Annotated in this window: 24 protein-coding genes; 8 read left to right on the top strand and 16 right to left on the bottom strand. The window is 37.4% G+C overall.

Features of this window, described 5'->3' with window-relative positions:
- Window positions 1-260 precede the first annotated feature (260 nt).
- Complete coding sequence (locus L5B76_RS09795; protein WP_265755264.1) at window positions 261-818, top strand: acetate uptake transporter; 558 nt, start codon at window positions 261-263, stop codon at window positions 816-818.
- A 33-nt stretch (window positions 819-851) separates the two neighbouring features.
- Here L5B76_RS09795 and L5B76_RS09790 read toward each other — a convergent pair whose 3' ends face one another.
- From L5B76_RS09790 to rfbB, 10 genes are read right to left on the bottom strand one after another with little or no spacing between them, the layout of a single operon-like run.
- Window positions 852-1763, bottom strand: a complete 912-nt coding sequence (locus L5B76_RS09790; RefSeq protein ID WP_265755263.1) for a glycosyltransferase family 2 protein — start codon at window positions 1761-1763, stop codon at window positions 852-854.
- Between the two features lie 32 nt (window positions 1764-1795).
- Complete coding sequence (locus L5B76_RS09785; protein ID WP_265755262.1) at window positions 1796-2674, bottom strand: glycosyltransferase family 2 protein; 879 nt, start codon at window positions 2672-2674, stop codon at window positions 1796-1798.
- 4 nt (window positions 2675-2678) lie between these two features.
- Window positions 2679-3890, bottom strand: coding sequence for a glycosyltransferase family 4 protein (locus tag L5B76_RS09780; protein ID WP_265755261.1), 1212 nt, complete (start codon window positions 3888-3890; stop codon window positions 2679-2681).
- Window positions 3891-3895: 5 nt separating this feature from the next.
- The gene (locus tag L5B76_RS09775; protein ID WP_265755259.1) at window positions 3896-5878 is read right to left on the bottom strand and encodes an HAD-IA family hydrolase; all 1983 of its coding nucleotides are present in this window, start codon (window positions 5876-5878) and stop codon (window positions 3896-3898) included.
- Window positions 5868-6596 (bottom strand): ABC transporter ATP-binding protein, encoded by a 729-nt coding sequence (locus tag L5B76_RS09770; RefSeq protein ID WP_265755258.1) that lies wholly within the window; start codon window positions 6594-6596, stop codon window positions 5868-5870. Before L5B76_RS09770 ends, L5B76_RS09775 begins: the two co-directional genes overlap by 11 nt.
- A gap of 2 nt (window positions 6597-6598) precedes the next feature.
- Window positions 6599-7381, bottom strand: a complete 783-nt coding sequence (locus tag L5B76_RS09765) for an ABC transporter permease (RefSeq protein WP_265755557.1) — start codon at window positions 7379-7381, stop codon at window positions 6599-6601.
- 13 nt (window positions 7382-7394) lie between these two features.
- Window positions 7395-7937 (bottom strand): dTDP-4-dehydrorhamnose 3,5-epimerase, encoded by a 543-nt coding sequence (gene rfbC, locus L5B76_RS09760; protein ID WP_265755256.1) that lies wholly within the window; start codon window positions 7935-7937, stop codon window positions 7395-7397.
- 15 nt (window positions 7938-7952) lie between these two features.
- Window positions 7953-8834, bottom strand: a complete 882-nt coding sequence (gene rfbD / locus L5B76_RS09755; protein WP_265755255.1) for a dTDP-4-dehydrorhamnose reductase — start codon at window positions 8832-8834, stop codon at window positions 7953-7955.
- Between the two features lie 2 nt (window positions 8835-8836).
- Window positions 8837-9706 carry a glucose-1-phosphate thymidylyltransferase RfbA gene (rfbA, locus tag L5B76_RS09750; protein WP_265755254.1) on the bottom strand — a complete coding sequence of 290 codons (870 nt, stop codon included), beginning with the start codon at window positions 9704-9706 and terminating at the stop codon, window positions 8837-8839.
- An 11-nt stretch (window positions 9707-9717) separates the two neighbouring features.
- Window positions 9718-10785: a dTDP-glucose 4,6-dehydratase gene (rfbB, locus tag L5B76_RS09745; protein WP_265755253.1), complete on the bottom strand. Its 1068-nt coding sequence runs from the start codon at window positions 10783-10785 to the stop codon at window positions 9718-9720.
- 134 nt (window positions 10786-10919) lie between these two features.
- On the opposite strand from rfbB, the gene wbaP reads away from it, so the two are divergent.
- The 5 genes from wbaP (at window position 10920) to L5B76_RS09720 (ending at window position 15410) form a co-directional block, all read left to right on the top strand.
- Window positions 10920-12359, top strand: a complete 1440-nt coding sequence (gene wbaP, locus L5B76_RS09740; RefSeq protein ID WP_265755252.1) for an undecaprenyl-phosphate galactose phosphotransferase WbaP — start codon at window positions 10920-10922, stop codon at window positions 12357-12359.
- A 110-nt stretch (window positions 12360-12469) separates the two neighbouring features.
- Window positions 12470-13294: an NAD(+) diphosphatase gene (gene nudC / locus L5B76_RS09735; RefSeq protein ID WP_265755556.1), complete on the top strand. Its 825-nt coding sequence runs from the start codon at window positions 12470-12472 to the stop codon at window positions 13292-13294.
- An 11-nt stretch (window positions 13295-13305) separates the two neighbouring features.
- Complete coding sequence (gene hemE / locus L5B76_RS09730) at window positions 13306-14370, top strand: uroporphyrinogen decarboxylase (RefSeq protein WP_265755251.1); 1065 nt, start codon at window positions 13306-13308, stop codon at window positions 14368-14370.
- A 9-nt stretch (window positions 14371-14379) separates the two neighbouring features.
- Window positions 14380-14970: a YjaG family protein gene (locus L5B76_RS09725; protein ID WP_265755250.1), complete on the top strand. Its 591-nt coding sequence runs from the start codon at window positions 14380-14382 to the stop codon at window positions 14968-14970.
- 167 nt (window positions 14971-15137) lie between these two features.
- Window positions 15138-15410: an HU family DNA-binding protein gene (locus L5B76_RS09720; protein ID WP_115248624.1), complete on the top strand. Its 273-nt coding sequence runs from the start codon at window positions 15138-15140 to the stop codon at window positions 15408-15410.
- A 136-nt stretch (window positions 15411-15546) separates the two neighbouring features.
- Here the strand turns inward: L5B76_RS09720 and ilvA are convergent, their stop codons facing one another.
- The 6 genes from ilvA to uriH form a co-directional block, all read right to left on the bottom strand.
- On the bottom strand, window positions 15547-17094 hold the full coding sequence (gene ilvA, locus L5B76_RS09715) for a threonine ammonia-lyase, biosynthetic (protein ID WP_265755249.1): 1548 nt from the start codon (window positions 17092-17094) through the stop codon (window positions 15547-15549).
- A gap of 10 nt (window positions 17095-17104) precedes the next feature.
- The gene (locus L5B76_RS09710; protein WP_265755247.1) at window positions 17105-17782 is read right to left on the bottom strand and encodes a DUF1345 domain-containing protein; all 678 of its coding nucleotides are present in this window, start codon (window positions 17780-17782) and stop codon (window positions 17105-17107) included.
- Window positions 17783-17875: 93 nt separating this feature from the next.
- The gene (gene ilvD / locus L5B76_RS09705; protein WP_265755245.1) at window positions 17876-19717 is read right to left on the bottom strand and encodes a dihydroxy-acid dehydratase; all 1842 of its coding nucleotides are present in this window, start codon (window positions 19715-19717) and stop codon (window positions 17876-17878) included.
- 67 nt (window positions 19718-19784) lie between these two features.
- The gene (ilvM, locus tag L5B76_RS09700) at window positions 19785-20003 is read right to left on the bottom strand and encodes an acetolactate synthase 2 small subunit (RefSeq protein ID WP_264244412.1); all 219 of its coding nucleotides are present in this window, start codon (window positions 20001-20003) and stop codon (window positions 19785-19787) included.
- 22 nt (window positions 20004-20025) lie between these two features.
- Window positions 20026-21672: an acetolactate synthase 2 catalytic subunit gene (gene ilvG / locus L5B76_RS09695; RefSeq protein WP_265755244.1), complete on the bottom strand. Its 1647-nt coding sequence runs from the start codon at window positions 21670-21672 to the stop codon at window positions 20026-20028.
- Window positions 21673-22000: 328 nt separating this feature from the next.
- Window positions 22001-22933 carry a uridine-preferring nucleoside hydrolase UriH gene (gene uriH, locus L5B76_RS09690; protein WP_265755243.1) on the bottom strand — a complete coding sequence of 311 codons (933 nt, stop codon included), beginning with the start codon at window positions 22931-22933 and terminating at the stop codon, window positions 22001-22003.
- Window positions 22934-23112: 179 nt separating this feature from the next.
- Here uriH and rbsD point away from each other — a divergent pair, with 179 nt between their 5' ends.
- Both rbsD and rbsA read left to right on the top strand, forming a co-directional pair.
- Window positions 23113-23532: a D-ribose pyranase gene (rbsD, locus tag L5B76_RS09685; RefSeq protein ID WP_103852508.1), complete on the top strand. Its 420-nt coding sequence runs from the start codon at window positions 23113-23115 to the stop codon at window positions 23530-23532.
- Window positions 23533-23541: 9 nt separating this feature from the next.
- Entirely contained in the window at window positions 23542-25029 is a 1488-nt protein-coding gene (rbsA, locus tag L5B76_RS09680) for a ribose ABC transporter ATP-binding protein RbsA (protein WP_265755242.1), read from the top strand.

The raw sequence follows: 25029 nt of genomic DNA, 5'->3' as shown, positions 1-25029 counted from the left end.
AATTTTCTACCGCACTTGGCAATAAACTGATTTTAATAATGGATAGAACAGAAGATAATTGCGTGTGCTTTGGTATTACATAACGTTTTGTATGTTTAACAAAGCACATAAAGCGCAGTGAAAAACTCATAATTTTTCCACCGCACTTAAAAAATCATCTTCGCCAAATTTTTCTGCTTGATTTCTATAAAATCGCTTTATTTTCAAGGCAATATCTAGCATAATCCGCGTTCTTATTTTATCTCTTTCTGAGGAATATTATGACAACGCAAACAACTGAAAAATTAGCAAATCCGGGTCCGTTAGGTTTATGTGGTTTTGCATTAACCACATTTTTATTAAGCTTAATTAATGCGGGTATCTTTGATAAACAAGACGGAATTTCCGTCGTGCTCGCAATGGCATTCGCTTTTGGTGGAACGGCACAATTAATCGCAGGCATTATGGAATATCGCAAAGGCAACACCTTTGGTTTCACCGCCTTTATCAGCTACGGATCATTTTGGTGGTCTTGGGCATTGTTCGTACAATTTATGCCAACAGCCAGCCCTGCATTTTTAGGTTGCTACCTTGCCGCTTGGGGAACATTTACCTTAATGATGTTCATCGCTTCATTCAGCAAACCAAAAGCCTTACGCACGATCTTTTTCTTCTTAGTCTTAACCTTTTACGCATTAGCGATTGGTGATGGATTCGGGCTTCACGGTTTAGTACAAGTGGGTGGCTGTTTAGGCTTAATCACCGCACTCAGCGCTTTCTACCTCGCTGCAGCAGAAATGATTAACGAAAATTTCGGTAGAGAGGTTTTACCGATTTAGTTTGTTGTATGGAATAAATAATGTTTATTTGCATTATTTATTCCAGTATTGCTTATGCATACTGAAGAATCGAATGAACGTTTTCGGTAATATACCGTAATAAACACCCAATTTATATCCAACAAATTTGAATAAGGTTGTGAATATTGCTCTAGGAATCCAAAAAGGAGCATTTTTTGTTAGATATTTCATTTCAGATAGTACAAATCGCCGGCCTTCACCTGTTGGTTTGCCAAATTTTTCTTGTATCCAATTTTCTTGTTTTTGAAAGACACCCGTATCAAAATAACGTTTAAATTCCTGCCAAGGAGTGTAGTTATGAGAGTGATATACAGTGGCTTCAGTAGAATAAGCAATCTTATATCCAGCTCCAATAATTCTTGCGGCTAAATGCATATCTTCTGCCATAATTACATTATCGGGAAATCCTCCTAGTTCTTTAAATAAAGAAGCTCGATATGCAGCAAAAGAATTAGAGATAAATACTGTTTTTATCCCTAGCCTAGCAATATCTTTTTGGTTTTTTATTATTGTCTTGTCTGGGTAGTTGAATAAGCGAGCGTGTGCAGCTAATGGATTTGCATCTTTATGTGGAAGTTGGCGTCCATACACCGCAGCTACTTGAGAATCTGAAAATGGTTCAATAATTTTTTGCAGGCTAAAGGGAGATGAGAGAAGTGCATCTTGTGTTAGAAAAACGAAAATATCAGCATCCTTGGACAAGGAGGCTGATAAATTTCTAGTCCCACCATGATTAAATTCACGAGTAGGAATAACGGTTATTTCAAAATTAGCTTGTTCAGATAATTCAACTGTTTTATCGCGAGAAGATGAGTCGATAATAATAACTTTATCTGCTTTTAATTTCTGCTGTTGATAAGATTGAATCCAAGATTTCCACAGTTCACCAGCATTATAAGTGGGAACAAATAGAGCTATTTTCATAAAATAATTATATGGTTAATTGGTATAACTAATTACAGCCTAAATAAATAGATAATGCATCTTTTCAAAAATGGTACATGTCTATATTTTCGCTCAGAACGAGGCTTCAAAATAGAACTTGGAATAACATGGTTAAATTTTTCTAACTCTTTCATTTGTTTTATTGCTAACATGAAATTAGCAATAAATTTTCTTAAATGTTTGAAATAATAGAATAATTTCCATTTCTTGTTAAATGTACCGATTTGATTATTATGATGCTGTCTATATAATAATGTTGGTTGATCAATAAAGTAACTCTCACCATAATATTTAGCCAACAGTGCAATCCACCAATCATGCATATATAGATTTTTTATATTTACTTGATCTAAGCTAGATAAAATAAGGTCTTTTAGTGCTTTATTTATGCAACAAGATGCTCCTTGAACACAGTTTTTATAAATAATAGAATCATCATTTAAAACTGTAGGAGTAATTCCTTGGTAATCAAAAAAGCTATTCGCAATATGACTACCTACATCATCAATTAGTGTTGCATCACTAAAATAAAGTTGTGGAATATTCTCAGATAAACCATACTTATTAATATAAGAGAAGAAAGTCTCTATTTTATTCGAAATCCATATATCATCTTGGTCAGCTAGAAAGATATAATCACTATCTGTATGTTCTAGTGCTTTAAGAAAGTTAAATGAAATACCCTTTTGAGGACCTTGTATTATGCAATAATTGACATATCTACTTTCTTCTAATAATTTCCTAACGCAACTAACAGTTCCATCAGAAGAATAATCATCCGAGATTATAATATTCTGAGGAGAAGTAGATTGTGCTAAAATACTATTCATCTGGTCTGTCAAATATTTCCGACCATTATATGTACATATGATAACATCATACTTATTCATAATTCTAAATATAGCTTCTTAACGTATGATAAATTTTTCTAGTTATAGAAAATATTTTAGGGTATTTGGCTAATTTAGATGAAATGGTTCTTTTTAAAGATATTTTCATTGTTTGATTAATATTATTTATTTCATTTATATGATTTTCATACATATTCCATAATAGTTCAGACTCTTTTGATATTAATTTTATATTTTGTGTTTCTCCACTATTAAGAATTAGATGGCACACTTTGTTAAACTGCTCAGAACTAGCGTCCCATGATGGCCACTTTTGAGCCGTTTCTAGAGCTTCTTTTTTTAAAGACTTCAATAGAGCTTTATTTTTTACTAATAGATTAATTTTTTCAATTATATCAATATCAGTTCTTGAAAAAGATACTAATGCATTCTTTTTATCGATAATATATTCATCATACCCAGTAACGTCATAAGTTATGCTAGTTGCTCCACAATGAAAGGCCTCAAGAGGTGGACCAAACATTCCTTCAACAGTCGATAGTTTGACAAGAATATCACAAGATGAGTAAACTTTACCTACTTCATCGTGAGGAATTTTTGAATAAAGTTTATCTATTCCTGGATATGCTATCGTATCAGTTGATGTTAACAACCAAACTTCATCAGCTAAGGATTTTTTAGCTAAAGAAATAGCGAGTTCCGTATTTTTAAAGGATACTCCTAGTGGGCCTTCTACTAGCACTCTAATTTTTCTTTCATCTCTTTCTTTAAAAGGTACTAGGTTATTTGAAAAGTCAGCTTTATTTATACCATTTAGCACTAGATAGCAATCTTTATCATAATTCTTTTTCAGGTAATTTTTTATCCAGTTAGCTTCAGTAATTATCTTAAGATCTAAACTATAAGTAAGTTCAATAAGATTTCTTAGTACAACTTCATTGTCCGGATAAAATCTTGATTCAATAGATTGTACGAAGTATACATAGTGGGTAGAATTTATATATTTTAGATAAAATACAGTTCTCCACCATGTTGCGATACAAATATCGAATTTAATATCAGAGGATTTATCATAAGTAATCCAATTTAACTTTTTAGCTTCAGGAAACCAATTTAGCTGTTCATGATTTATTTCCTCATGAGTGACAATATATACGTTGTGATTGTATTTTTCTTGTAGCCTAATAGCATGTTGAAAGATGACATTTGTTCCTCCACTAATATCAGGACTCCATAATAAAAAACAAATTTTCATGTATTTTACCCTCTTGTTTTCTTAGAAATAGATAGCTTTTTGTATAAAAAATATATATATGAAAGAATTCCCAAGTTGTATTCATTAAACATCAATGGTTTCCAGAATGATCTTGATATTGTATCCTTAGGTTTCTTAATTAGATTTTTTAAGAATATAATTTTCTCTTTAATATTCTTCTTATAGGATAATTTATTATGTTCTAGCAGCCCAAAGTTTTCATAAAACTCCATATCATAAAATAGTTTTATTTCATCTGATGTTGGAAGTAAGCATTTTTTTTCATAAATAGATGATAGTATTTTCATTTTTTCTTTATAGGAAAGAGCATAAATATTTTCTATTTTTAATATCTCAATAAACAGAATTTCAATGTATTTCTGTAATGGTTTTATATATTCTAAGTAAATTTTTTCCTCTTCCTGGTTATAGTCTAAATCCACATTATTAGCTTTACTAGTGTATCTTATAACAGAGCCATGATCCGCAGAGGATAAAACCTCAAATAAAGTTCTAAACTCATTAAAGCAGCTTTTTGTCGTTTTTCTTCCAAAAGCACGGTATAATAATCCATATTTTATATTATTCATTGAGATATAGGCATTATTTAGTAATCCCATATAATATCCCACTGTAGTAATATTTGTCGCTCTATTTATGTTATCTTGTATGCTTCCTTTCCAACCTACATCTACAAGGTATAGCTTTCCATCTGTATTTAGATTGCTTATAGTATAATCTCTTAATAGACTTCTTTGTGTGCTTGATTCAGAATAGAAGTCAGAGACAAATGATTCTATTTTTAGTAATTTCTTAAAATCTTCACTTAATTTTAAATTAAGGTGTTTTCCATAAAAATTAATAGTGGGATCTTCTTGATAATACTTTTTGATGTTTTTTTCCAGACCTATACTTGCCAATAGATTTTCTAAACTTATACTCGGATATTGGTTTAATAATTGATCAAATGCATCAATGTTCAGTTCATATAAAGATGGTAGGTAGGTACATCTTCTAGACGTATAAAAATAAACCGTTTGAATATTACTAAATTTTTGTGTATGTTTTAAATATAAGTCAAACAAGTTCTTTAGGAATTGCCCTTCTCTAGCAAGAAAGTTAATTTTATGTATATTATTAATATCACACTCTTGTTGTAATTTTTTAATAAAAAGATAGTATCCAATTACAGACCAGTTAAATGGGAACTTTTTCTTACGAAGCAAATCATCTATAGCAACTTTAAAGCTATTCTGATTATTATTCTTCCATGAGTTATCATAACGAGACATGTCTCTTGGTATATGGATAGCATTTATTCCTAGACTTTCAGGAATGTCTTTATCGCTGTGAATGTTGTCTCCAATCATCAATATATTTTCAGTATTTAGGTTTAAATCAGAGATAACATATTTATATAGATTAGAGCTTCTTTTGGTTTTAATATAATCTGATGATACATAAATGTCATTTATTAAACTTTCTAGTTTATGATGTTTCAAAAGATTGTAAATAAAATCTTTACCTAAATAAAAATCAGAAATAATAAAGATTGGTTTATTTAATTTCTTCATTTTTACTAGAAATTTAATCACATCTTTATTAACAAATTGTTTGTTTTTTTCTATTCTTAATTCAATTTCTATACACTTTTGAATAAAATCATTTAAATTATTTTTAAATCCAAATTTGTCGCATATTGCTTGATATAAAAGAATAATCATGTCAGAGTATTGGAGTTCAGATTCACCATTTAAAGAAAGGTTAATATCACAAATCTCTTGTTCACATTTATTACGTAATTTATATAGCGTAGTGGTGCTACAATTAATATTATAATAATCGATAATTTCAGCAGACCAGAATAATTTGATTTCTTCAGGATGACAGCTTCTAGATACGATAGTATCAAAAAAATCTGTAAATATAACCTTAACTTTCTCATTTATACATATAGAATCTAATCTATTGATATCTTTATTTTTCATATTCTTTTCTCACATCAGTAGTATAACCTATTTTCTTTATATGACCTTGTTCTAATAAAATTGATTGAGCACATAATTCTTGTATTTGTTCTATGGAGTGGGAAACAAATAGTAGAGTACTACCATTCGTGAGAAGTTCTCCCATTCTTATTTTACACTTTTCTTGAAAAGCGCTATCTCCCACAGCTAAGGCTTCATCTACAATTAAAATATCAGCCTTTACCATTGTAGCAATTGCAAAGCCAAGTCTTGCAGACATTCCAGAAGAATAGTTTTTTAGAGGAACATCAACAAAATCTGATAATTCGGAAAACTCAATAATCTCATCAAATTTTGATTGCATAAATTTTTTATTATGACCAAGTAATGCGCCGTTTAAAAAGATATTTTCCCTTGCAGTAAGTTCGTAATCAAAGCCAGCACCAAGTTCAATTAAAGGAGCTATTGTTCCTGATACAGATACTTTTCCTGTATAAGGTTGAAGAATACCACAAATCAATTTAAGTAGGGTTGATTTACCAGAACCATTTTTTCCAATGAGTCCCCATGATTCTCCCCTTTTAATTTGCAGATTAATGTCTTTTAAAGCAAAAAACTCTTCAAACATTAGTTGACCTTTAAGAAGTTTTATAACGTATTCTTTTAGTCCACTTATATTTTCAGTAGATTTGTTAAAGCGAACAGATGCATTCTGTATATCTATAATAATATCATTCATAGTTATATATATAAAATAAATTGATTTTTCTTACGGTTGAAAAACCATAATCCGATTACTAATATTATAATAGCAGTAATTGAACCTTGATAGAGCCACCCCATTGGTAGTGGTTTGGCATATAGAACAAGATCTCTAAATTGTAATAAGTAACCATACATAGGATTTAGGTTTTGGTACAGTGTCTGATACTCATCAGGAATAATTGATACAGGGTAAAATATTGGGGTCATATATAACCAGATAGAAATTAGTACTCCCCACAAGTATTGTATATCTCGAAAAAATACTGCACTGCTTGCTAATAATAAGCTAAGCCCTAAAGTGAAGAAATAAACTTCTATAAAGACTATAGGGATTAATAGCGTGTGCCAAGATATAGATGTAGAGGTAATAAGCATGACTAATGCTAATGCAAGTAGAGAAAACAATAAATTAACCAGAGAACTGGTTACTCTAGCTATCGGAAATATTGCTTTAGGTACATAAGTTTTTTTGAGCAATGCCCCATTTCCGGTAATTGAGGAAACAGACATATTTGTTGCTTCCGCAACAAAATTAAATAACACTTGACCAGTTAGTAAATATACAGGGTAATTTGGGACATCAAACCTAAATAAACTAGAAAAGATAATCACTAAAACAAGCATCATCATGAGTGGATTTAAAATGCTCCAAATATAGCCAAGATAACTACGTCTATATTTTAGTTTGATATCTTTTATTATTAGTTGTTTTAATAGTTCTCTATAACGATAGATTTCTGAAATCTCTTTTTTTATCATATTTAAAATACTTTTACTCAAATAGAACTGCTTTATTAAGATAGTTACCTAATAAATCTTTATTTGATAAATTAGGTTCTCCAATTATGGGCCATTCAATGCCTATAGTAGGGTCATTCCAAATTAAGGAGTGTTCAGCGTTAGGATTATAATAGTCAGTACACTTATACACAAATTCAGCTTCATCACTTAAAACATAAAAACCATGGGCAAATCCTTCAGGTATCCACAACTGCCTTTTATTTTCAGCTGATAAAATTTCACCTACCCATTTACCAAAAGTTGGTGAGTTTTTACGAAGATCTACAGCAACATCAAAAATTACTCCTGCGATAACTCTTACTAACTTTCCTTGGGGGTTCTTTGTCTGATAATGTAGACCTCTTAGCACACCTTTAGTTGATTTTGAATGATTTTCCTGAACAAAAGTCCGATTACATACATTTTTTTTAAACCATCGATCCCGAAAGGTTTCCATAAAATAACCACGATCATCACTAAAAACTTTAGGATTTAGGATCTTGACATCAGCAATGGCTGTATTAATAATTTCCATGATAAATTTTTATAATTAACTGTATTTTAGAATATCTTCTAATCCATTTTGCCAGTTACTTGGTAGTATATCAAATTGTTTTTTTATCTTACTATTCTTCAATTTAGAATTCATTGGTCTTTTGGCTTTTGTAAAGTACTTTTCAGTACTAATGGGGATTATTTGAGGTATATGATGCAATAGATTTTTTTGAGATGCAATAGTAAAAATAGTTTGAGCAAATTCAAACCAATTTACATAAGGATAACCAGAGAAATGGTAAACTCCGTAGGAAATATTTTTTTCGGCAATGATAGTATCTGAAATTTTGATTAGTGCATTAGCAATATCTCCGGCATATGTAGGAGAGCCAAATTGATCGGACACAATACCTAACTCATTATGCGTCTTTGCTAAGCGCAGCATTGTCTTAACAAAGTTATTACCGTATTCACAAAAGACCCAAGAGGTTCGTAAAATAATTGTTTTTTGGCAATATTTCTGGGCTACTATTTCACCTTGTAATTTAGTTTTCCCATAGACACTTTGAGGGTTTGTCTCATCTTCTTCTGTATATGCATACATAAGATTTTTATTGCCATCAAAAACATAATCTGTAGAAATATGCAATAAAGCAGCAGATATTTCTTCGCAAGCAATGGCTAGATTTTTCACTCCATTAACATTGATCAATTTAGCCATTTCTTGATCTGATTCAGCTTTATCTACTGCAGTATATGCAGCTGCATTAATCACAACATCCGGTCTAAATTGTTTAATTGTATGATTTACCGCTTTTATATCGGTTATATCTAGTTGATCACGATCAAGGGCAAGTAAATCTACTTTATCTTTCAATCGTTCAACTAAGCATTGACCTACTTGTCCATTGCTTCCAGTAACTAGAATCCGAGGCATGATTATTGCTCTCCAATTAAATGTAATAAATATTGACCATAGCGATTTTTTTTCATCGGAGTGGCAAGTTGAATTAACTGTTCTGTTGTTAGCCAACCATTACGCCAAGCGATTTCTTCTAAGCAAGCAATTTGGAGAGCTTGAATATTCTCTATTGTACGAATGAAAGAAGATGCTTCATGTAGACTTTCATATGTGCCAGTATCTAGCCAAGCGAATCCACGACCTAATAGCTGCACTGTTAATGAACCATCTTCCAAGTACATTTGATTTAAGGTAGTAATTTCTAATTCCCCTCTCGCAGAAGGCTTAATTTGTTTTGCAAAATCCACAACACGATTATCATAAAAATAAAGTCCAGTTACTGCCCAATTGGATTTTGGATGTTCTGGTTTTTCTTCCATTGATAAGGCTTTGAAATTTGCATCAAATTCCACAACCCCAAAACGCTCGGGGTCTTTTACTTGATAGCCGAATACCGTTGCCCCAGATTGCTGTTCTCTTGCCTGATAAAGGAGTGGACTGAAATGTTGACCATAGAAGATATTATCACCCAAAACTAAGCAACAGCGATCATTACCTATAAATTCTTCTCCAATTAGAAAGGCTTGTGCCAATCCATCTGGACTAGGTTGTACTGCATATTTAAGCTTTATCCCAAAATCACCCCCGTCACCTAAAAGTCGTTTAAAGCTTTCGTTATCTTCAGGTGTCGTGATGATTAGAATATCTCTAATTCCTGCTAGCATTAGTACAGAAAGAGGATAATAAATCATTGGTTTATCATAAACAGGTAATAACTGTTTCGATACACCACGAGTAATAGGGTAGAGACGCGAACCAGATCCCCCTGCTAAAATAATTCCTTTCATCTATTTTACCCTTATAAACTTTTGGAACCTAAACGTTCTAAATTATAGGAACCATCTAAGACTCTTTTCCACCATTTAGAATTATTGAGATACCATTTTACAGTTTTACGTAAGCCCGTATCGAAAGTTTCTTCAGGATACCAACCTAGTTCTTTTCCTATTTTGCTAGCGTCAATAGCATAACGTAAGTCATGTCCTGGTCGATCTGTCACAAAGGTAATTAAATCAGAATAATGAGTTACACCTTCAGGTTTATTCGGTGCAAGCTCCTCTAATAATTCGCAGATAGTTTTAACAACCTCTAAATTGGTTTTTTCATTATGTCCACCAATATTATAGGTTTCTCCAATTTGGCCTTCTGTCACTACTTTGTAGAGTGCGCGAGCGTGATCTTCAACAAACAGCCAATCTCGGATTTGTTGACCATCACCATAAACCGGTAATGGTTTGCCATCTAGGGCATTCAGAATCATCAAAGGAATTAGTTTTTCTGGAAAATGGTAGGGACCATAATTATTTGAACAATTGGTTATAATTGTAGGCAATCCAAATGTGCGATGCCAAGCTCGCACTAAATGATCACTTGAGGCTTTTGATGCTGAATATGGACTACTTGGTGCATAAGGCGTTGTTTCTGTGAATAATTCATCTGTATTATGCAAATCTCCATACACTTCATCTGTAGAAATGTGATGAAAACGAAAATCTTGCTTTTGGTTTTCGGGCATTGCTGACCAGTATTGCCTTACTGCCTCCAACAGCGTGTAAGTGCCAACAATATTTGTCTCAATAAAGGCGGCTGGAGCGTCAATAGAGCGATCAACATGGCTTTCTGCTGCTAAATGCATTACTGCATCAGGTTGGTGCTTTTGTAAAACCTTTTGTAATGAGATAAGATCACAGATATCTACTTGTTCAAAAGCATAGCGAGCATTATCCGAAATCTCATCAAGTGACTCAAGGTTCCCAGCATAAGTGAGTTTATCCACATTAATAACGCTATGTGAAGTGTTTTTTATGACATGGCGAACAAGCGCTGAACCAATAAAACCAGCGCCTCCAGTAACTAAAATTTTCATATCGATCACTCTTAGTTTTTTGTAGCTATTCTACTGTTTCTCTAAATGTCTAGCAAGAATAAGGAGAGCGCTTTGCTTTTTGTGTGGTGCGATAATATAATCGTACAGACTTCTTTGAGTTGAGGCATCCATTAATGCAAAAAAAAGATTTTTACTATAAAGCAACCTTTATGCTGCTTGATTTTTGTTCGGTTTTTGTTCCTTTTTTTCTCGTATTGTGTTTGGTAAACATTTTTTATCCTAATGTAACTTCATTAATTCCTAATTATTCTATTTATAAGCAATCATTTATACATTTTTTTATTACTTTTTTCTGTATTTTATGGTTTTGGCTAAAGTTAAGACATTATACCTATAGAAAAACGTTCTGGGTTGAGTTAAGAGAAGTAATATATACATTATTTTTGTTTTGTATCATTGAATTATCCCTGATTGCATTCTTAAAACTTACCTTTTCTCGTACTTTCTTTATGCTGATGTGGGGGAGTATATTTTTATTATTCCCCCTAGTTCGTTTTATAGTAAAATTTATTTTAATAAAAAATGGGAAGTATAGAAAAGAAACAGTTATTATTGGTACGCAAGAAAATGCGGTAGAAGCTTATCAAGCTATTAAGAGTGAATTTTTCTTAGGGGCTGATGTGAAGTATTTTATTGATGTGAATGCTTCATCTGGTGATTCTTTTAATAAGTATTTGAAGCATTTAAATATTCCTATTTTATATCCTGATAAACATAATTTATTTTCTTTGGTAGATAAGGATACTACCCAATTTATTTTGGCATTGGAAGAAAATCAAGCTGATGAACTGGATTATTGGGTTCGGCTGCTAGCAAAGCACCATTGTCGAGCCATTTCTATTGTGCCGAGTTTAAAGGGATTGCCGTTGTATAACACGGATATTTCCTTTATTTTTAGTCACGAAGTTATGTTATTGCGTGTACAGAATAGGTTAGCTAAACGTAGCTCTAGAATCTTAAAAAGAGCAATGGATATTTTTATTTCCTTATCTTTAGTTATTGTACTTTCACCTTTTTTATTATGGTTATATTATCTTGTGGCAAAAGATGGTGGGAAAGCAATCTATGCGCATAAGCGTGTTGGAATGAATAAAAAAGTTTTTGGTTGTTTAAAATTTAGAACAATGGTTCTTAATTCTGATGAAGTGTTGCGTAATTTATTAAAAAACAATCCTGAAGCCAGGGCTGAGTGGGAAAAAGATTTTAAATTAAAAAATGATCCTAGAATCACCAAAATAGGCCATTTTCTGCGTAAGACAAGTTTAGATGAGCTGCCACAGTTATTTAATGTGCTTAAAGGTGATATGAGTTTAGTTGGCCCTCGTCCAATTGTTCGCCAAGAATTAATAAGATATAGAGATGAGTTAGATTATTATTTGATGACTCGTCCTGGAATGACGGGGCTATGGCAAATTAGTGGAAGAAATAATATTGATTATTCCACAAGGGTTTATTACGATGCTTGGTATGTAAGAAATTGGTCAATTTGGAATGACATAACAATTTTATTTAAAACAGCAAGAGTTGTATTTGAAAAAACAGGTGCTTATTAACTGCGTAAGAAAATGTATTTTTCATAGCAAAATGAGCGTAACCCTGTAAAATGGCCCCAAATCTTAAACAACCAAAACCAAAGTGCGGTGAAATTTTTATGAGTTTTTCAATGCGACCTGTTGAACCAACAACACAAGGTGCTTGGCTTTTAACCCAAGGATCGAATATTTTTCTTATCGAGGGAAAATTGCCCGAAGGAAAGGCGGAAGATTTCCAATTGACGGGGCGTTTGGTGATGGAAATCGGGCGTTGGAATGGCGCACCGCTTTGGCTTGTTGCAGAGCGGGAAGAAGACCAGAGAGCAGAGCAGGACGATGGTCGAGGATATGCTTCATTGCGTAGCCAGCTTCATTTGCCAGAAGTACAATTTAATTTGCTTAATCGTGGCGTGGAGATTAATCATTTTCTGAAAACCCATCGTTTTTGTGGGAAGTGCGGTTCAAAAATGGAAATGACAAAAGAAGAATTGGCCGTACAGTGTGAAAATTCTGCCTGTGGATACCGCACTTATCCCGTGATTTGCCCTTCGATTATTGTGGCAGTTCGCCGTGGTAGGCAGATTTTGCTCGCTAATCATCAGCGTCATCAACAAGAAAAAATGTACACTACCTTGGCGGGCTTTGTGGAAGCGGGGGAGAGTTTTGAGCAAACGGTAAAACGTGAAGTGTTTGAAGAAACGGGAATCAAGGTAAAAAATATTCGCTATTTTGGTAGCCAGCCTTGGGCATTTCCTAATTCTCAAATGGTGGGGTTTTTAGCTGATTATGTTTCGGGGGAGATTCGTGTGCAAGAGACAGAGATTCAAGATGCACAGTGGTTTGATTATGATAAACCCTTGCCAAATTTGCCACCGCAAGGCACTATTGCGTTGAAGTTAATTAATGCCACACTGGCACTTTGTGCCGCTGATGATAAAAGTGCGGTAGAAAAATAAAGGAAGTTAAGATGTCTGAATTAAAAAATGATCGTTATTTACGTGCGCTTCTGCGTGAACCAGTGGATATGACCCCAGTATGGATGATGCGTCAAGCAGGGCGTTATTTACCAGAATATAAAGCCACACGTGCGCAAGCAGGGGATTTTATGTCCCTTTGTCGTAATGCCGAGCTGGCTTGTGAGGTTACGCTACAACCTTTACGCCGTTATAATTTGGACGCTGCAATTTTGTTTTCTGATATTCTCACTATTCCAGATGCAATGGGGCTAGGTTTGAGCTTTGGGGCTGGGGAAGGACCAAAATTTGCCCATCCAATAGAAAATAGAAGTGCGGTGGAAAATTTGCCGATTCCTGATCCTGAACAAGAATTGCAATATGTGATGAATGCGGTGCGAACCATTCGCCGTGAACTCAAAGGCGAAGTGCCGTTAATTGGATTTTCTGGCAGCCCTTGGACGCTTGCCACCTATATGGTTGAGGGTGGGAGCAGCAAAGCCTTCACCAAAATCAAAAAAATGCTCTATGCCGAGCCAGAAACTTTGCATTTATTATTAGATAAACTTGCCGATGCGGTCGCTCTTTATCTCAACGCACAAATCAAAGCGGGAGCGCAGTCGGTAATGATTTTTGATACTTGGGGCGGTGTGCTAGCTCATCGTGAATACTTTGAGTTTTCGCTGCAATATATGCAGAAAATTGTGGAAAATCTCATTCGGCATAATGAAGGACGCAAAGTGCCAGTGACCCTCTTTACCAAAGGTGGCGGCTTATGGTTAGAAAATATTGCCAATACAGGCTGTGATGCGGTTGGCTTAGATTGGACAGTGGATCTTGCAGATGCGAAAAAACGTATCGGGCATAAAGTGGCGCTACAAGGTAATATGGATCCTTCCGTGCTTTATGCTTCTCCTGAACGCATTGAACAAGAAGTGCGGTCAATTTTGGCGGATTTTGGTGAAGGAAGCGGGCATATCTTTAATCTTGGTCATGGTATTCATCAAGATGTACCTGAAATCAGTCCGAAGATTTTCGTTGATGCGATTCATCATTATTCTCAGTCTTATCATAAATAAGGGCAAACAATGCGTAATCCTATTCATAAACGCTTAGAACATTTAGCAAGTTGGCAGCATATCACTTTTATGGCGTGCCTATGTGAACGAATGTTGCCGAATTTTCAGCTTTTTTGCCAAGTTACGGAACAACCCGCGCAAAGCCGAATTTATCAAAATATTCTGAATTTAACCTGGGAATATTTAACCGTGAAAGATGCCCACATCAATTTTGATAATCAGCTCGAAAAATTTGAGGCGATTATCCCTGATGTGAACAATTATGATTTTTACGGCGTTGTACCCGCGATTGAAGCGTGCGAAGCACTTTCTGAATTATTGCATAGCCTAATTGCAGGCGAAACCTTAGAACACGCCGTGCAAGTGAGTTTGATTTCTTTGCAAACCGTTATCGGATTATTGGAAACTAATTTAGACCGCGAATTATCCGAGCAAGAACTCAAAGCAAGTGAAGAAATTGAACAAGAATTAGATGTGCAATGGCAGATCTACCGTGCGCTGCGAGAGTGCGAAGAACGCGATGTTTCCTTGATTTTAGCGCTTAAAAATGAAATTCGCGCAGAAGGAATCTCAAATATTGGTATAGAAATTAGTCAATAATGTGATTTAGATTACATTTTTGCTATTTATCGCTTTAATTTATGCACAACTTGATCTATCCTTAAGCACGCTGTATATGCAGTTTTCTTATTGTCAGGGCTTGGATCTTTTCAGTGAAAAATATTCAAGTTTTATTAATGTAATTGAAATAAAGAAGGTACTAATTTATGAACAAAACGGATTTAATTGATGCAATTGCAAGTGCTGCAGAATTAAACAAAAAACAAGCTAAAGCAGCGTTAGAAGCAACTCTAGCTGCAATTGAAGCAAGCTTAAAAGCGGGTGATGCTGTTCAGCTAATCGGCTTCGGTACATTCAAAGTAAGTGAGCGTAAAGCACGCACAGGACGTAACCCACAAACTGGTGCGGAAATCCAAATCCCAGCATCTAAAGTACCTGCGTTCGTTGCTGGTAAAGCATTAAAAGACGCGTTAAAATAATTTATTGTTTGATTTAAATATTCTATTTTAATCTGCTCTTTAAAGTTAAGTTTTTTAAAGAGCAGATTTTTTATTAAAAAATAATAAAAAAACCACCGCACTTTCGTTGCCGTGGTTTTTCTTTTTGGGTTTTAACTTACCCTAAAAAATACTTATACGCTGGGCTATCTGTTACATCTTGATAGGTGTAGGCGAGTTCTTCGAGATGGCTGTTGAAGCGAATTTCATCGTTTTCATCTAATTGGAAGCCTGCAAGCACATTGCCGTAGTCTGCGCCGTGAGCGCGGTAGTGGAACAGTGAGATGTTCCAGTGCGTGCCAAGCATTTCGAGGAATTTAAGTAACGCACCTTTTTGTTCTGGAAACTCAAAGCTGTATAAACGTTCTTTCGCCTTGCTTGATGAGCGTCCGCCGATCATATAGCGAATATGAGTTTTTGCCACATCATCATCAGACAGATCCATCACGGAATAGCCCTGTTGTTGCAACTGCGCGATGATTTCATTTTTCTCATCTTCACCGCGAATTCTCACCCCGACAAAAATACAGGCTTGCGCTTGATCTGCATAGCGGTAGTTAAATTCCGTAACAGCGCGATCGCCAAGCAAATGGCAGAAACGCAAGAAGCTGCCTTTTTCTTCAGGAATGGTTACCGCAAGCATTGCTTCGTGTTTTTCACCAATTTCGCAACGCTCAGACACATAACGCAATGTGTGGAAATTCAAGTTGGCGCCCGATAAAATATTCACCAAGGTTTCTCCTTGAATATTATTTTCTTTGACGTATTTTTTTAGCCCAGCCAGCGAAACCGCCCCTGACGGCTCAGCAATTGCACGTACATTTTCAAAAATATCTTTCATTGCGGCACAAATTTCATCGCCGTCCACTAGCACCACATCATCAAGATATTGCTGGCATAAGCGGAAAGTTTCATCGCCAATACGTTTTACTGCCACGCCATCGGCAAATAACCCCACTCGCTCTAAATCCACTGGTTGCCCAGCTTTTAAGGCGTGATACAGGCAGGCGGAATCTTTGCTTTCCACGCCGATTACTTTAATTTCTGGCATTAATTGTTTGATTAGCACTGCAACCCCTGCGGCTAAGCCGCCCCCGCCCACTGGCACAAAAACGCGGTCGATATTGGACGATTGTTGTAACAATTCAAGCGCCAATGTCCCTTGCCCTGCGATCACTAAAGGGTGATCGAAAGGGGGAATAAACGTCATATTTTTACTTTTAGAAAGTTCAATTGCCTTGCCTTTGGCTTCATCAAAGTTTGCGCCGTAAAGTAGCACTTCGCCCCCAAAACGGCGCACGGCATCTACTTTAATGCTCGGTGTATTCTGTGGCATCACGATTAATGCTTTCAAGCCCAGTAATTTGGCGGATAGCGCCACGCCCTGCGCGTGGTTGCCCGCAGAGGCCGCAATCACGCCAGCTTGGCGTTGTTCATCATTTAAGGCGGCGATCATTGCATAAGCGCCACGCAATTTAAAGCTATGCACAGGCTGGCGATCTTCACGCTTAATTAAAACCTGATTGTGCAGCCTCGCGGAAAGTTTATCCATTGGCTGTAAGGGGGTTGTTTGCGCGGCTTGATACACCACAGATCCCAGTTTCAAAATGGTTTTTAAATAATCATCTCCGCTTGGGGTTGGATTGTTAAATGCAAGGGTTGTCATTTTATTATCCTTAAATAAAACCAGAAATAATGTTAATTAATAAGGAAAGCACGGTTACGTTGAAAATAAAGGCGACAATGCTGTGAATTCCGCCCAAAATTCTCCCCGCTCTTGAAGAAAACATCACATCGGCCGTTTGTGCTGATGTGCCGATAATCAAGGCGGTGTAGATAAAATCATAGTAATTTGGCTCGGTTTGATAGCCATTTTGCCCGTTACTTTGCGGAATTTGCAGTGGCATTGGGTCGCCGCTGACTTTCGCGTGATAGAATAAATGGGCGTAACGAATCGCAAACAGAATATGGATAACCAACCAAGAAAGGAAAATGGAAATAATCGCCAAAGTGATATGCCAGGCTTTTTCCATTGGCGGGAGATTTTGTGCAATGCTCACTAAGCGAACCAATGCCACGATACAGGCGATAATAATCACACTTACAATTAAAAACATTGCTTTTGTGCCAGTTTGACGTTCTTGAAGTATCGCGGTCATTTGTTCACGGTGGCGATGTTGTTGGCGAATAGTCCAAAATGTCCAAAATAAATATAAGCTCATTCCCATATCCCAAGAATAAATGAGATCGGTACTAATATCGCCTTGCGAGAGCAGGCAAAATGCCATAAAAGAGAGAACCACCAAGATCAAACTGGTGAAAAATTTAATATGCTGTTTTAGCATTTTTTGCATTTTGCTTTCCTTGTATGCCTAAAGTTAGGCAGAAATTATAAAAATCTGCGAAAAAACGACCGCACTTTGATTTGCATCGTGCGGTCATTTTATTTAGTCGCTTAATTTGGAACGATCTCGCACTGCACCTTTATCAGCAGAAGTGGCGAAATAGCCGTACATTTTGAGTGCGAAAGACACTTCACGCTGACGATTTACAGGCTTCCAGTCTTTGGCATTTTGCTCTGCTCGGCGTACGCTCAATTCTTCATCACTCACCATTAATTGAATTGAACGATTTGGAATGTCGATCTCAATGGTATCGCCGTCTTTCACCAAGCCGATTGTCCCGCCTGCTGCGGCTTCTGGCGAGCAATGCCCTATGGAAAGCCCCGATGTGCCGCCCGAAAAACGCCCGTCCGTTAATAAGGCACAGGCTTTGCCTAGGCCCATTGATTTTAAATAGCTGGTTGGGTAAAGCATTTCTTGCATACCCGGCCCACCTTTTGGTCCTTCGTAGCGGATAACCACAACGTGTCCCGCTTGCACTTTGCCGCCGAGAATACCGTTTACCGCATCTTCTTGGCTTTCAAAAACAATGGCTTTGCCGGTGAATTTTAAGATAGATTCATCTACCCCTGCGGTTTTTACAATACAACCGTCCAAGGCGATATTGCCGGAAAGCATTGCTAATCCGCCGTCTTGGCTATAAGCAAAGGCTTTACTACGAATACAACCGTTCTCGCGATCGTCATCAAGGCTGTCCCAACGGCAATCTTGTGAGAAGGCTTGAGTGGTGCGAATACCCGCAGGCCCAGCACGATAGAATTCACGAATGGCTTCATCTTGAGTGAGCATAATGTCGTATTTGGCAATTTGCTCAGCCAAACTTAGCCCTAATACGGTGCGAGTTTGGTTATCAAGCAATCCTGCACGATCTAACTCGCCTAAAATTGCCATAATTCCACCCGCTCTATGTACATCTTCCATATGATATTTGGCGGTGTTCGGCGCCACTTTGCTTAAACAAGGCACACGGCGAGAAAGTCTGTCAATGTCTGCCATAGTAAAATCCACTTCCGCTTCTTGCGCCGCTGCCAATAAATGCAATACGGTATTGGTTGAGCCACCCATTGCAATATCTAAGCTCATTGCATTTTCAAACGCAGGCTTAGTAGCAATGGAACGTGGCAATACGGATTCATCATCTTGCTGATAATATTTTTGGCAAAGTTCAACAATTTGTTTGCCTGCATCTAAGAATAACTGTTTACGATCTTTGTGGGTTGCCAAGCAAGAACCGTTACCCGGCAGGCTTAAGCCTAAGGCTTCAGTTAAACAGTTCATTGAGTTTGCGGTGAACATTCCTGAACAAGAACCACAAGTTGGGCAGGCTGAACGCTCAATGGCTTCTACATCAGAATCTGACACATTTTTATCCGCACTTTGCACCATAGCGTCCACCAAATCTAACTTGATGATTTGATCAGAAAGTTTGGTTTTTCCCGCTTCCATCGGGCCGCCAGAAACAAAAATTGTTGGAATGTTCAAGCGCAGCGCGGCCATCAACATTCCCGGGGTGATTTTATCGCAGTTAGAAATACACACCATTGCGTCTGCACAATGAGCATTTACCATATATTCCACACTGTCGGCGATTAAATCGCGAGAAGGCAAGGAATACAGCATTCCGCCGTGTCCCATTGCGATACCATCATCAACGGCAATGGTGTTAAATTCTTTCGCTACACCGCCGGCTTGCTCAATTTGTTGCACCACTAATTGTCCAATATCTTTTAGGTGAACGTGGCCCGGTACAAATTGGGTGAAAGAATTGACTACGGCGATAATTGGCTTACCAAAATCATTTTCTTTCATTCCTGTGGCACGCCACAATGCGCGCGCCCCTGCCATATTGCGACCTTGTGTGCTGGTCGCGGAACGTAATTTAGGCATAATCTCTCCAAACTTTATTAATATTATAATTTGTGTTTGCGGGCGAACATTCCGCCCAACAATAAACTTAGTGTAAATCTAGCACGTCGGGCAATTTAACTAATTGATTAATAAGCAATTCAACCGCTCTTTCACTTTGCACCTTGAGCTGTAAATGGAGCGTTTTTTCTTGCGTTTCGCTGTGTAATGAAACCACTTCAAAGCCACGATGACGCACCACACGCAATAAACGCTCTAAGGTTTCTGGGCGGCGATTCGCTGTAATAACTAATTGATATTGTTGCATAATTTCCCCACTTTTTATTCCATTATTGTTCTAACATATCCACATTGCACGCATTGGGTGGCACAAGTGGCCATACGTTTTCTTCTGCAGGGATACAAATATGTAATAAATACGCCCCTTCGCTCGCGAACAAACGGTCTAACGCCGCCTGCACTTCCTCGCCCCGTTCAATGCGTTCCCCTTGAATGCCAAAGGCTGAGGCGAGGGTAACGAAATCAGGGTTATCATCTAAAATCGTATTACTATGGCGCGCTTGGAAAAACAGGGTTTGCCACTGACGCACCATTCCTAAGCGTTGGTTATCCAGCAAAATTATTTTGATTGGTGTTTTCGCTCGTTTAATTGTGCCGAGTTCTTGCACATTCATCATTAATGAACCATCGCCCGTTACCAAAATCACTTCATCTTGTGGACGGGCTTTTTTCGCCCCAATCGCTGCGGGCAAGCCAAAGCCCATTGTGCCGAAGCCTGCGGAGGTGATGAAATTTTCAGGCGCATAATGTTGCATATGCTGAGCCGACCACATTTGATGTTGCCCCACGTCCGTGGTAACAATGGCGTTTTTATCTTTCTGTTGTGAAACGCTGTGGATTAACCACCAAGGATTAATTGGTTGGTTGCCGTGATTTTCTGCATAACGGAAATCAAATTGTTGTTTTAATTGATTAATTTCCTTATGCCAATCCGCAAGATCCAACTTCACCGTGAGGGCGTGGAAAATTTCGCTGAGATCGCCACGCAATGCCACGTCAGGACGGCGTAGTTTGCCTAATTCTGCCACATCAATATCACAATGAATCACTTTAGCATTTGGGGCAAAGGTGTCTAATTTCCCTGTTACTCGATCGTCAAATCTTGCCCCGAACACCAATAATAAATCCGATTCTTGTGTCGCTAAATTGGCAGCTTTGGTGCCGTGCATTCCAACCATTCCCATATAATAAGGCGTATCAGGCAAAATCGCCCCCAAGCCTTTTAGCGTTGAAATGCTTGGGATTTCGCTCACAGCCAAAAATTCACGCAAGGCAGGCACCGCGTTCGCCATTCCCACGCCGCCGCCAACATACACCACAGGGCGTTTGGCATTTTTCAATAATTCCACCGCTTTTTCCAATTCAGCAGGATCAAGTGCGGTCGGTTTTTCAACAGGAATGGTGAAGGGTTTGAGATCGGTTTCAGCAAATTGGACGTCTTTGGGAATATCAATTAACACGGGACCAGGGCGACCACTTTGGGCGATTTGGAAAGCTTTAGCAATAATTTCTGGCAATTCATTAATACTTTGCACAATAAAACTATGCTTCGTACAAGCAAGGGATAAGCCCAGAACATCGGCTTCTTGGAAGGCATCTGTACCAATCAATGGCGAAGCAACTTGGCCGGTGATAGCCACCACAGGAATGGAATCCATTAACGCATCACCTAATCCTGTGATTAAATTAGTCGCACCTGGGCCTGAGGTAGCAATGCACACCCCCGTTTTCCCGCTTGCTCTGGCATAGCCAATCGCTGCCATCGCTGCTCCTTGTTCGTTACGACATAAAATATGTTCAAGCCCTGAATCATAAATGGCATCATAAACAGGCATTATCGCCCCACCCGGGTAGCCAAACACCACATCAACATTATGGGCTTTCAAACATTCTGTTACTAATCTTGCACCATTCATCTTTCACCTACTTCATTGATTAATCACTTATAAAAAAAAGCCTCTCGAGGGGCTCTGCGAGGGGCTTTCTATATACAAATTGAGTTATAAATTTATTCTATTTGTTAGCAAGCCAAAACCCCGCAGTGTTCACCACCACGAGGTTAATAATAATGCCAATAAGAGAATAAAATTTTGTCATTGTCTGAATCCGATTTAAGCATTCCGCTTTTAAGGCTGTTATTGATACCACATTCAAAATAGAAATCAAGGAATTTTTTACATTTCGCAATCGTTTTCTTTAAAACATGGGAAAAGAAAAGTGCGGTGCAAAATACTGCTATTTTTATTAGGCTAAGCGTCTAATTGCATCAATTACCAAATCCCAAAAGCCTTCGCGATCTAATTTCGTAGCAACTTGAGTATTGCATGGTTTAGGTGGATAACGAAAATCTGCGACTGTCATACCTAACGTATGCGTACCTGTCAATTCAATATGTACAGGGACTTTTTGTGTTTCAATTAAATTAGGATTAATAACATAGGCTACCGCGCAAGGATCGTGTACAGGGGGCGCATCAAAGCCCTGTGCTTGTTTGTACATTTTGCCAAAGAATTCTAATAGTTCAACGACAAATTGGGCTGGTTTAGTACCAATTTGCGCAATACGCTCAATAATATCTGGTGTAGCTAGTGCTTGGTGTGTCAGATCTAATCCCACCATGGTTACTGGCCAACCGGCACTAAATACAATGTGTGCGGCTTCTGGATCAATTTTTATGTTAAATTCCGCTACAGCGCTCCAATTACCAGTGTGATAACCTCCACCCATTAATACGACTTCTTTTACTCGCTCGATAATTCTAGGCTCAAGACGTGCAGCAAGGGCAATATTGGTTAGTCCCCCAGTGGGCACTAACGTGATAGTTTTAGCGGGGTGAGACATAACTAAATCAATAATAAGTTGTACTGCGTGTGAAGAATGAAAAGATTGGCTAGGTTTAGGGAGAGTTGGGCCATCTAATCCAGATTCGCCATGAATTGATGGGGCAATCTCAACTTCTCGGATAAGTGGACGATCAGCCCCTTTGGCAAAGGGAATTTCTCGTATATTTGCAATTTCTGCGATTGCGAGCGCATTATTAGATACTTTTTCTAAGGTTTGATTACCAACTACGGTTGTAACGGCTAATAAGTCAATCTCGGGATTACCGTAAGCCAATAACATAGCAATTGCATCATCATGACCAGGATCGCAATCTAAGATAATTTTTTTGCCCATATTTTTCTCCTTAACATTAATATTTTATTCATTATTCCATTTTTTCTTGTTTTGCTAAGGCGATAAGATAAATTTTTTGAGCTAGTTCACAAATTTAAATATTCTTTCTTTTAAATTTTATTAAGTTGTTTTATTTTTATTTTATCGAAACGTTTCGATATGGTTTTTAGGGAGGCAATATGAAGAAAACAGGAATTTTGAATGCACCGCTGTCATTACAAATAGCACAGCTAGGGCATACGGATTTTTTAACAATTTGTGATGCAGGCTTACCCATTCCAATGGGAATGGAAACCGTAGATCTTGCCTTGAGTGCCGGGATTCCAAGTTTTTTATCGGTTTTTGATGCCGTAGTGGGTGAATGTTTTGTGGAGCGAGTGATTTTAGCCAAAGAAATTGAACGCCAAAATCCGAGCATTCATCAAGCGTTATTGCAGAAACTTGAACAATTAGCGCGACAACAAAACAACGAAATTACAGTGGATTATGTATCCCACGAAGAATTTAAAGCCTTGAGCCAAGAGAGCAAAGCTATAGTGCGTTCGGGCGAATGTACGCCTTATGCCAATATCATTCTTGTTTCAGGTGTACCATTTTAAGGGGGCGTGATGAAACCCATTTTAAGATTAGACAACATTTGTAAATCCTTCCCCGGCGTGCGTGCATTGCATAATGCAAGCCTGTCCGTTTATGCGGGGCGAGTGATGGCATTAATGGGCGAAAATGGCGCAGGCAAATCAACCTTGATGAAAATTCTCACCGGGATTTATCAGCAAGATAGCGGAGAGATTTATTTTCACGGAGAGAAAGTGCGGTATAAAAATCCGAAATTTTCTCAGTTAGCGGGAATCAGTATTATTCATCAAGAACTCAATATTATTCCTAATTTAACCATTGCCGAAAATATTTTCTTAGGGCGAGAGTTTACCCATAAATTTGGCGGTATTGATTGGGCTAAAATGACGGAAGAATCCGCAAAATTACTGCAACGTTTGAAAGTCAAACATCACCCTTCAACACCTGTCGCAAAACTTTCCTTAGGTGAGTTGCAAATGATTGAAATCGCCAAAGCATTAAGTTTTGATGCCAAGGTGATTATTATGGACGAGCCAACTGATGCTTTAACCGATTCTGAAACTCAAGCCCTGTTTGACGTCATTCGAGAATTGAAGGCGGAAGGTTGTGGGATCGTATTTATCTCTCATCGAATGCAAGATATTTTTACCATTTGTGATGATGTTACTATTTTACGCGATGGCGAGTTTATAGCAGAAAGTGAGCTTTCCGCCATTAATGAAGAACAGCTTATTGAACTAATGGTGGGCAGAAAGCTGGAAGAACAATATCCCCATCTTGATAGCCCTATTGGTGAGCCAGTATTACGCGTGCAAAATTTGACCGGGCAGGGCGTTAATAACGTGTCTTTTCAGTTAAATCGCGGCGAAATTCTTGGCGTGTCAGGTTTAATGGGGGCAGGCAGAACAGAATTGATGAAACTCATTTATGGCGCGTTACCGAAAAAGAGCGGTGAGATTTTTCTACATAATCGTGCTTTGACGATTCGCTCCCCGCAAGATGGCTTAAATAATGGCATTGTGTATATTTCTGAAGATCGTAAAGGTGATGGTTTAGTGTTGGGAATGTCAATTAAAGAAAATATGACACTCACCGCATTAAAGCAGCTCACTAAGAATGGGGCGATCGATCACCGAGCTGAAAAAATGACCGTCAATGATTTTATTCTACTGTTTAATGTGAAAACGCCTTCAATGGATCAAACGATCGGTTTGTTATCAGGCGGTAATCAGCAAAAAGTGGCGATTGCCAAAGGGTTGATGACACGGCCTGATGTCTTAATCTTAGATGAGCCAACTCGTGGTATTGATGTGGGAGCAAAAAAGGAAATTTATCAGTTAATCAATAAGTTTAAAGAAGAAGGAATGAGCATTATCGTGGTTTCTTCCGATATGCCAGAAATTATTGGTATGAGTGATCGCGTTTTGGTGATGAATAATGGCGAAATTCGCGGTGAATTCTTGCGTGAAGAAGTGAGCCAAGAAAAGCTCTTAACCGCCGCTATCACGCAACAGCATTAA

The sequence above is a fragment of the Avibacterium sp. 21-594 genome (assembly GCF_026226815.1).
Classification (GTDB): domain Bacteria; phylum Pseudomonadota; class Gammaproteobacteria; order Enterobacterales; family Pasteurellaceae; genus Avibacterium; species Avibacterium avium.
Note: the sequence above shows the minus strand (reverse complement) of the source record. Positions and strands in the feature narration are given on the sequence as shown.

Coding starts and splice junctions, on each gene's coding strand:
- L5B76_RS09720 (WP_115248624.1), top strand. CDS start 15,138: ATGAACAAAACGGATTTAATTGATGCAATTGCAAGTGCTGCAGAATTA.
- L5B76_RS09775 (WP_265755259.1), bottom strand. CDS start 5,878: ATGAAAAATAAAGATATCAATAGATTAGATTCTATATGTATAAATGAG.
- L5B76_RS09725 (WP_265755250.1), top strand. CDS start 14,380: ATGCGTAATCCTATTCATAAACGCTTAGAACATTTAGCAAGTTGGCAG.
- L5B76_RS09790 (WP_265755263.1), bottom strand. CDS start 1,763: ATGAAAATAGCTCTATTTGTTCCCACTTATAATGCTGGTGAACTGTGG.
- L5B76_RS09765 (WP_265755557.1), bottom strand. CDS start 7,381: ATGATAAAAAAAGAGATTTCAGAAATCTATCGTTATAGAGAACTATTA.
- ilvD (WP_265755245.1), bottom strand. CDS start 19,717: ATGCCTAAATTACGTTCCGCGACCAGCACACAAGGTCGCAATATGGCA.
- ilvA (WP_265755249.1), bottom strand. CDS start 17,094: ATGACAACCCTTGCATTTAACAATCCAACCCCAAGCGGAGATGATTAT.
- hemE (WP_265755251.1), top strand. CDS start 13,306: ATGTCTGAATTAAAAAATGATCGTTATTTACGTGCGCTTCTGCGTGAA.
- uriH (WP_265755243.1), bottom strand. CDS start 22,933: ATGGGCAAAAAAATTATCTTAGATTGCGATCCTGGTCATGATGATGCA.
- rfbD (WP_265755255.1), bottom strand. CDS start 8,834: ATGCCTCGGATTCTAGTTACTGGAAGCAATGGACAAGTAGGTCAATGC.
- L5B76_RS09770 (WP_265755258.1), bottom strand. CDS start 6,596: ATGAATGATATTATTATAGATATACAGAATGCATCTGTTCGCTTTAAC.
- wbaP (WP_265755252.1), top strand. CDS start 10,920: ATGCAAAAAAAAGATTTTTACTATAAAGCAACCTTTATGCTGCTTGAT.
- ilvG (WP_265755244.1), bottom strand. CDS start 21,672: ATGAATGGTGCAAGATTAGTAACAGAATGTTTGAAAGCCCATAATGTT.
- nudC (WP_265755556.1), top strand. CDS start 12,470: ATGCGACCTGTTGAACCAACAACACAAGGTGCTTGGCTTTTAACCCAA.
- rfbB (WP_265755253.1), bottom strand. CDS start 10,785: ATGAAAATTTTAGTTACTGGAGGCGCTGGTTTTATTGGTTCAGCGCTT.
- rbsD (WP_103852508.1), top strand. CDS start 23,113: ATGAAGAAAACAGGAATTTTGAATGCACCGCTGTCATTACAAATAGCA.
- rfbC (WP_265755256.1), bottom strand. CDS start 7,937: ATGGAAATTATTAATACAGCCATTGCTGATGTCAAGATCCTAAATCCT.
- L5B76_RS09710 (WP_265755247.1), bottom strand. CDS start 17,782: ATGCAAAAAATGCTAAAACAGCATATTAAATTTTTCACCAGTTTGATC.
- L5B76_RS09795 (WP_265755264.1), top strand. CDS start 261: ATGACAACGCAAACAACTGAAAAATTAGCAAATCCGGGTCCGTTAGGT.
- rfbA (WP_265755254.1), bottom strand. CDS start 9,706: ATGAAAGGAATTATTTTAGCAGGGGGATCTGGTTCGCGTCTCTACCCT.
- L5B76_RS09785 (WP_265755262.1), bottom strand. CDS start 2,674: ATGAATAAGTATGATGTTATCATATGTACATATAATGGTCGGAAATAT.
- L5B76_RS09780 (WP_265755261.1), bottom strand. CDS start 3,890: ATGAAAATTTGTTTTTTATTATGGAGTCCTGATATTAGTGGAGGAACA.
- ilvM (WP_264244412.1), bottom strand. CDS start 20,003: ATGCAACAATATCAATTAGTTATTACAGCGAATCGCCGCCCAGAAACC.
- rbsA (WP_265755242.1), top strand. CDS start 23,542: ATGAAACCCATTTTAAGATTAGACAACATTTGTAAATCCTTCCCCGGC.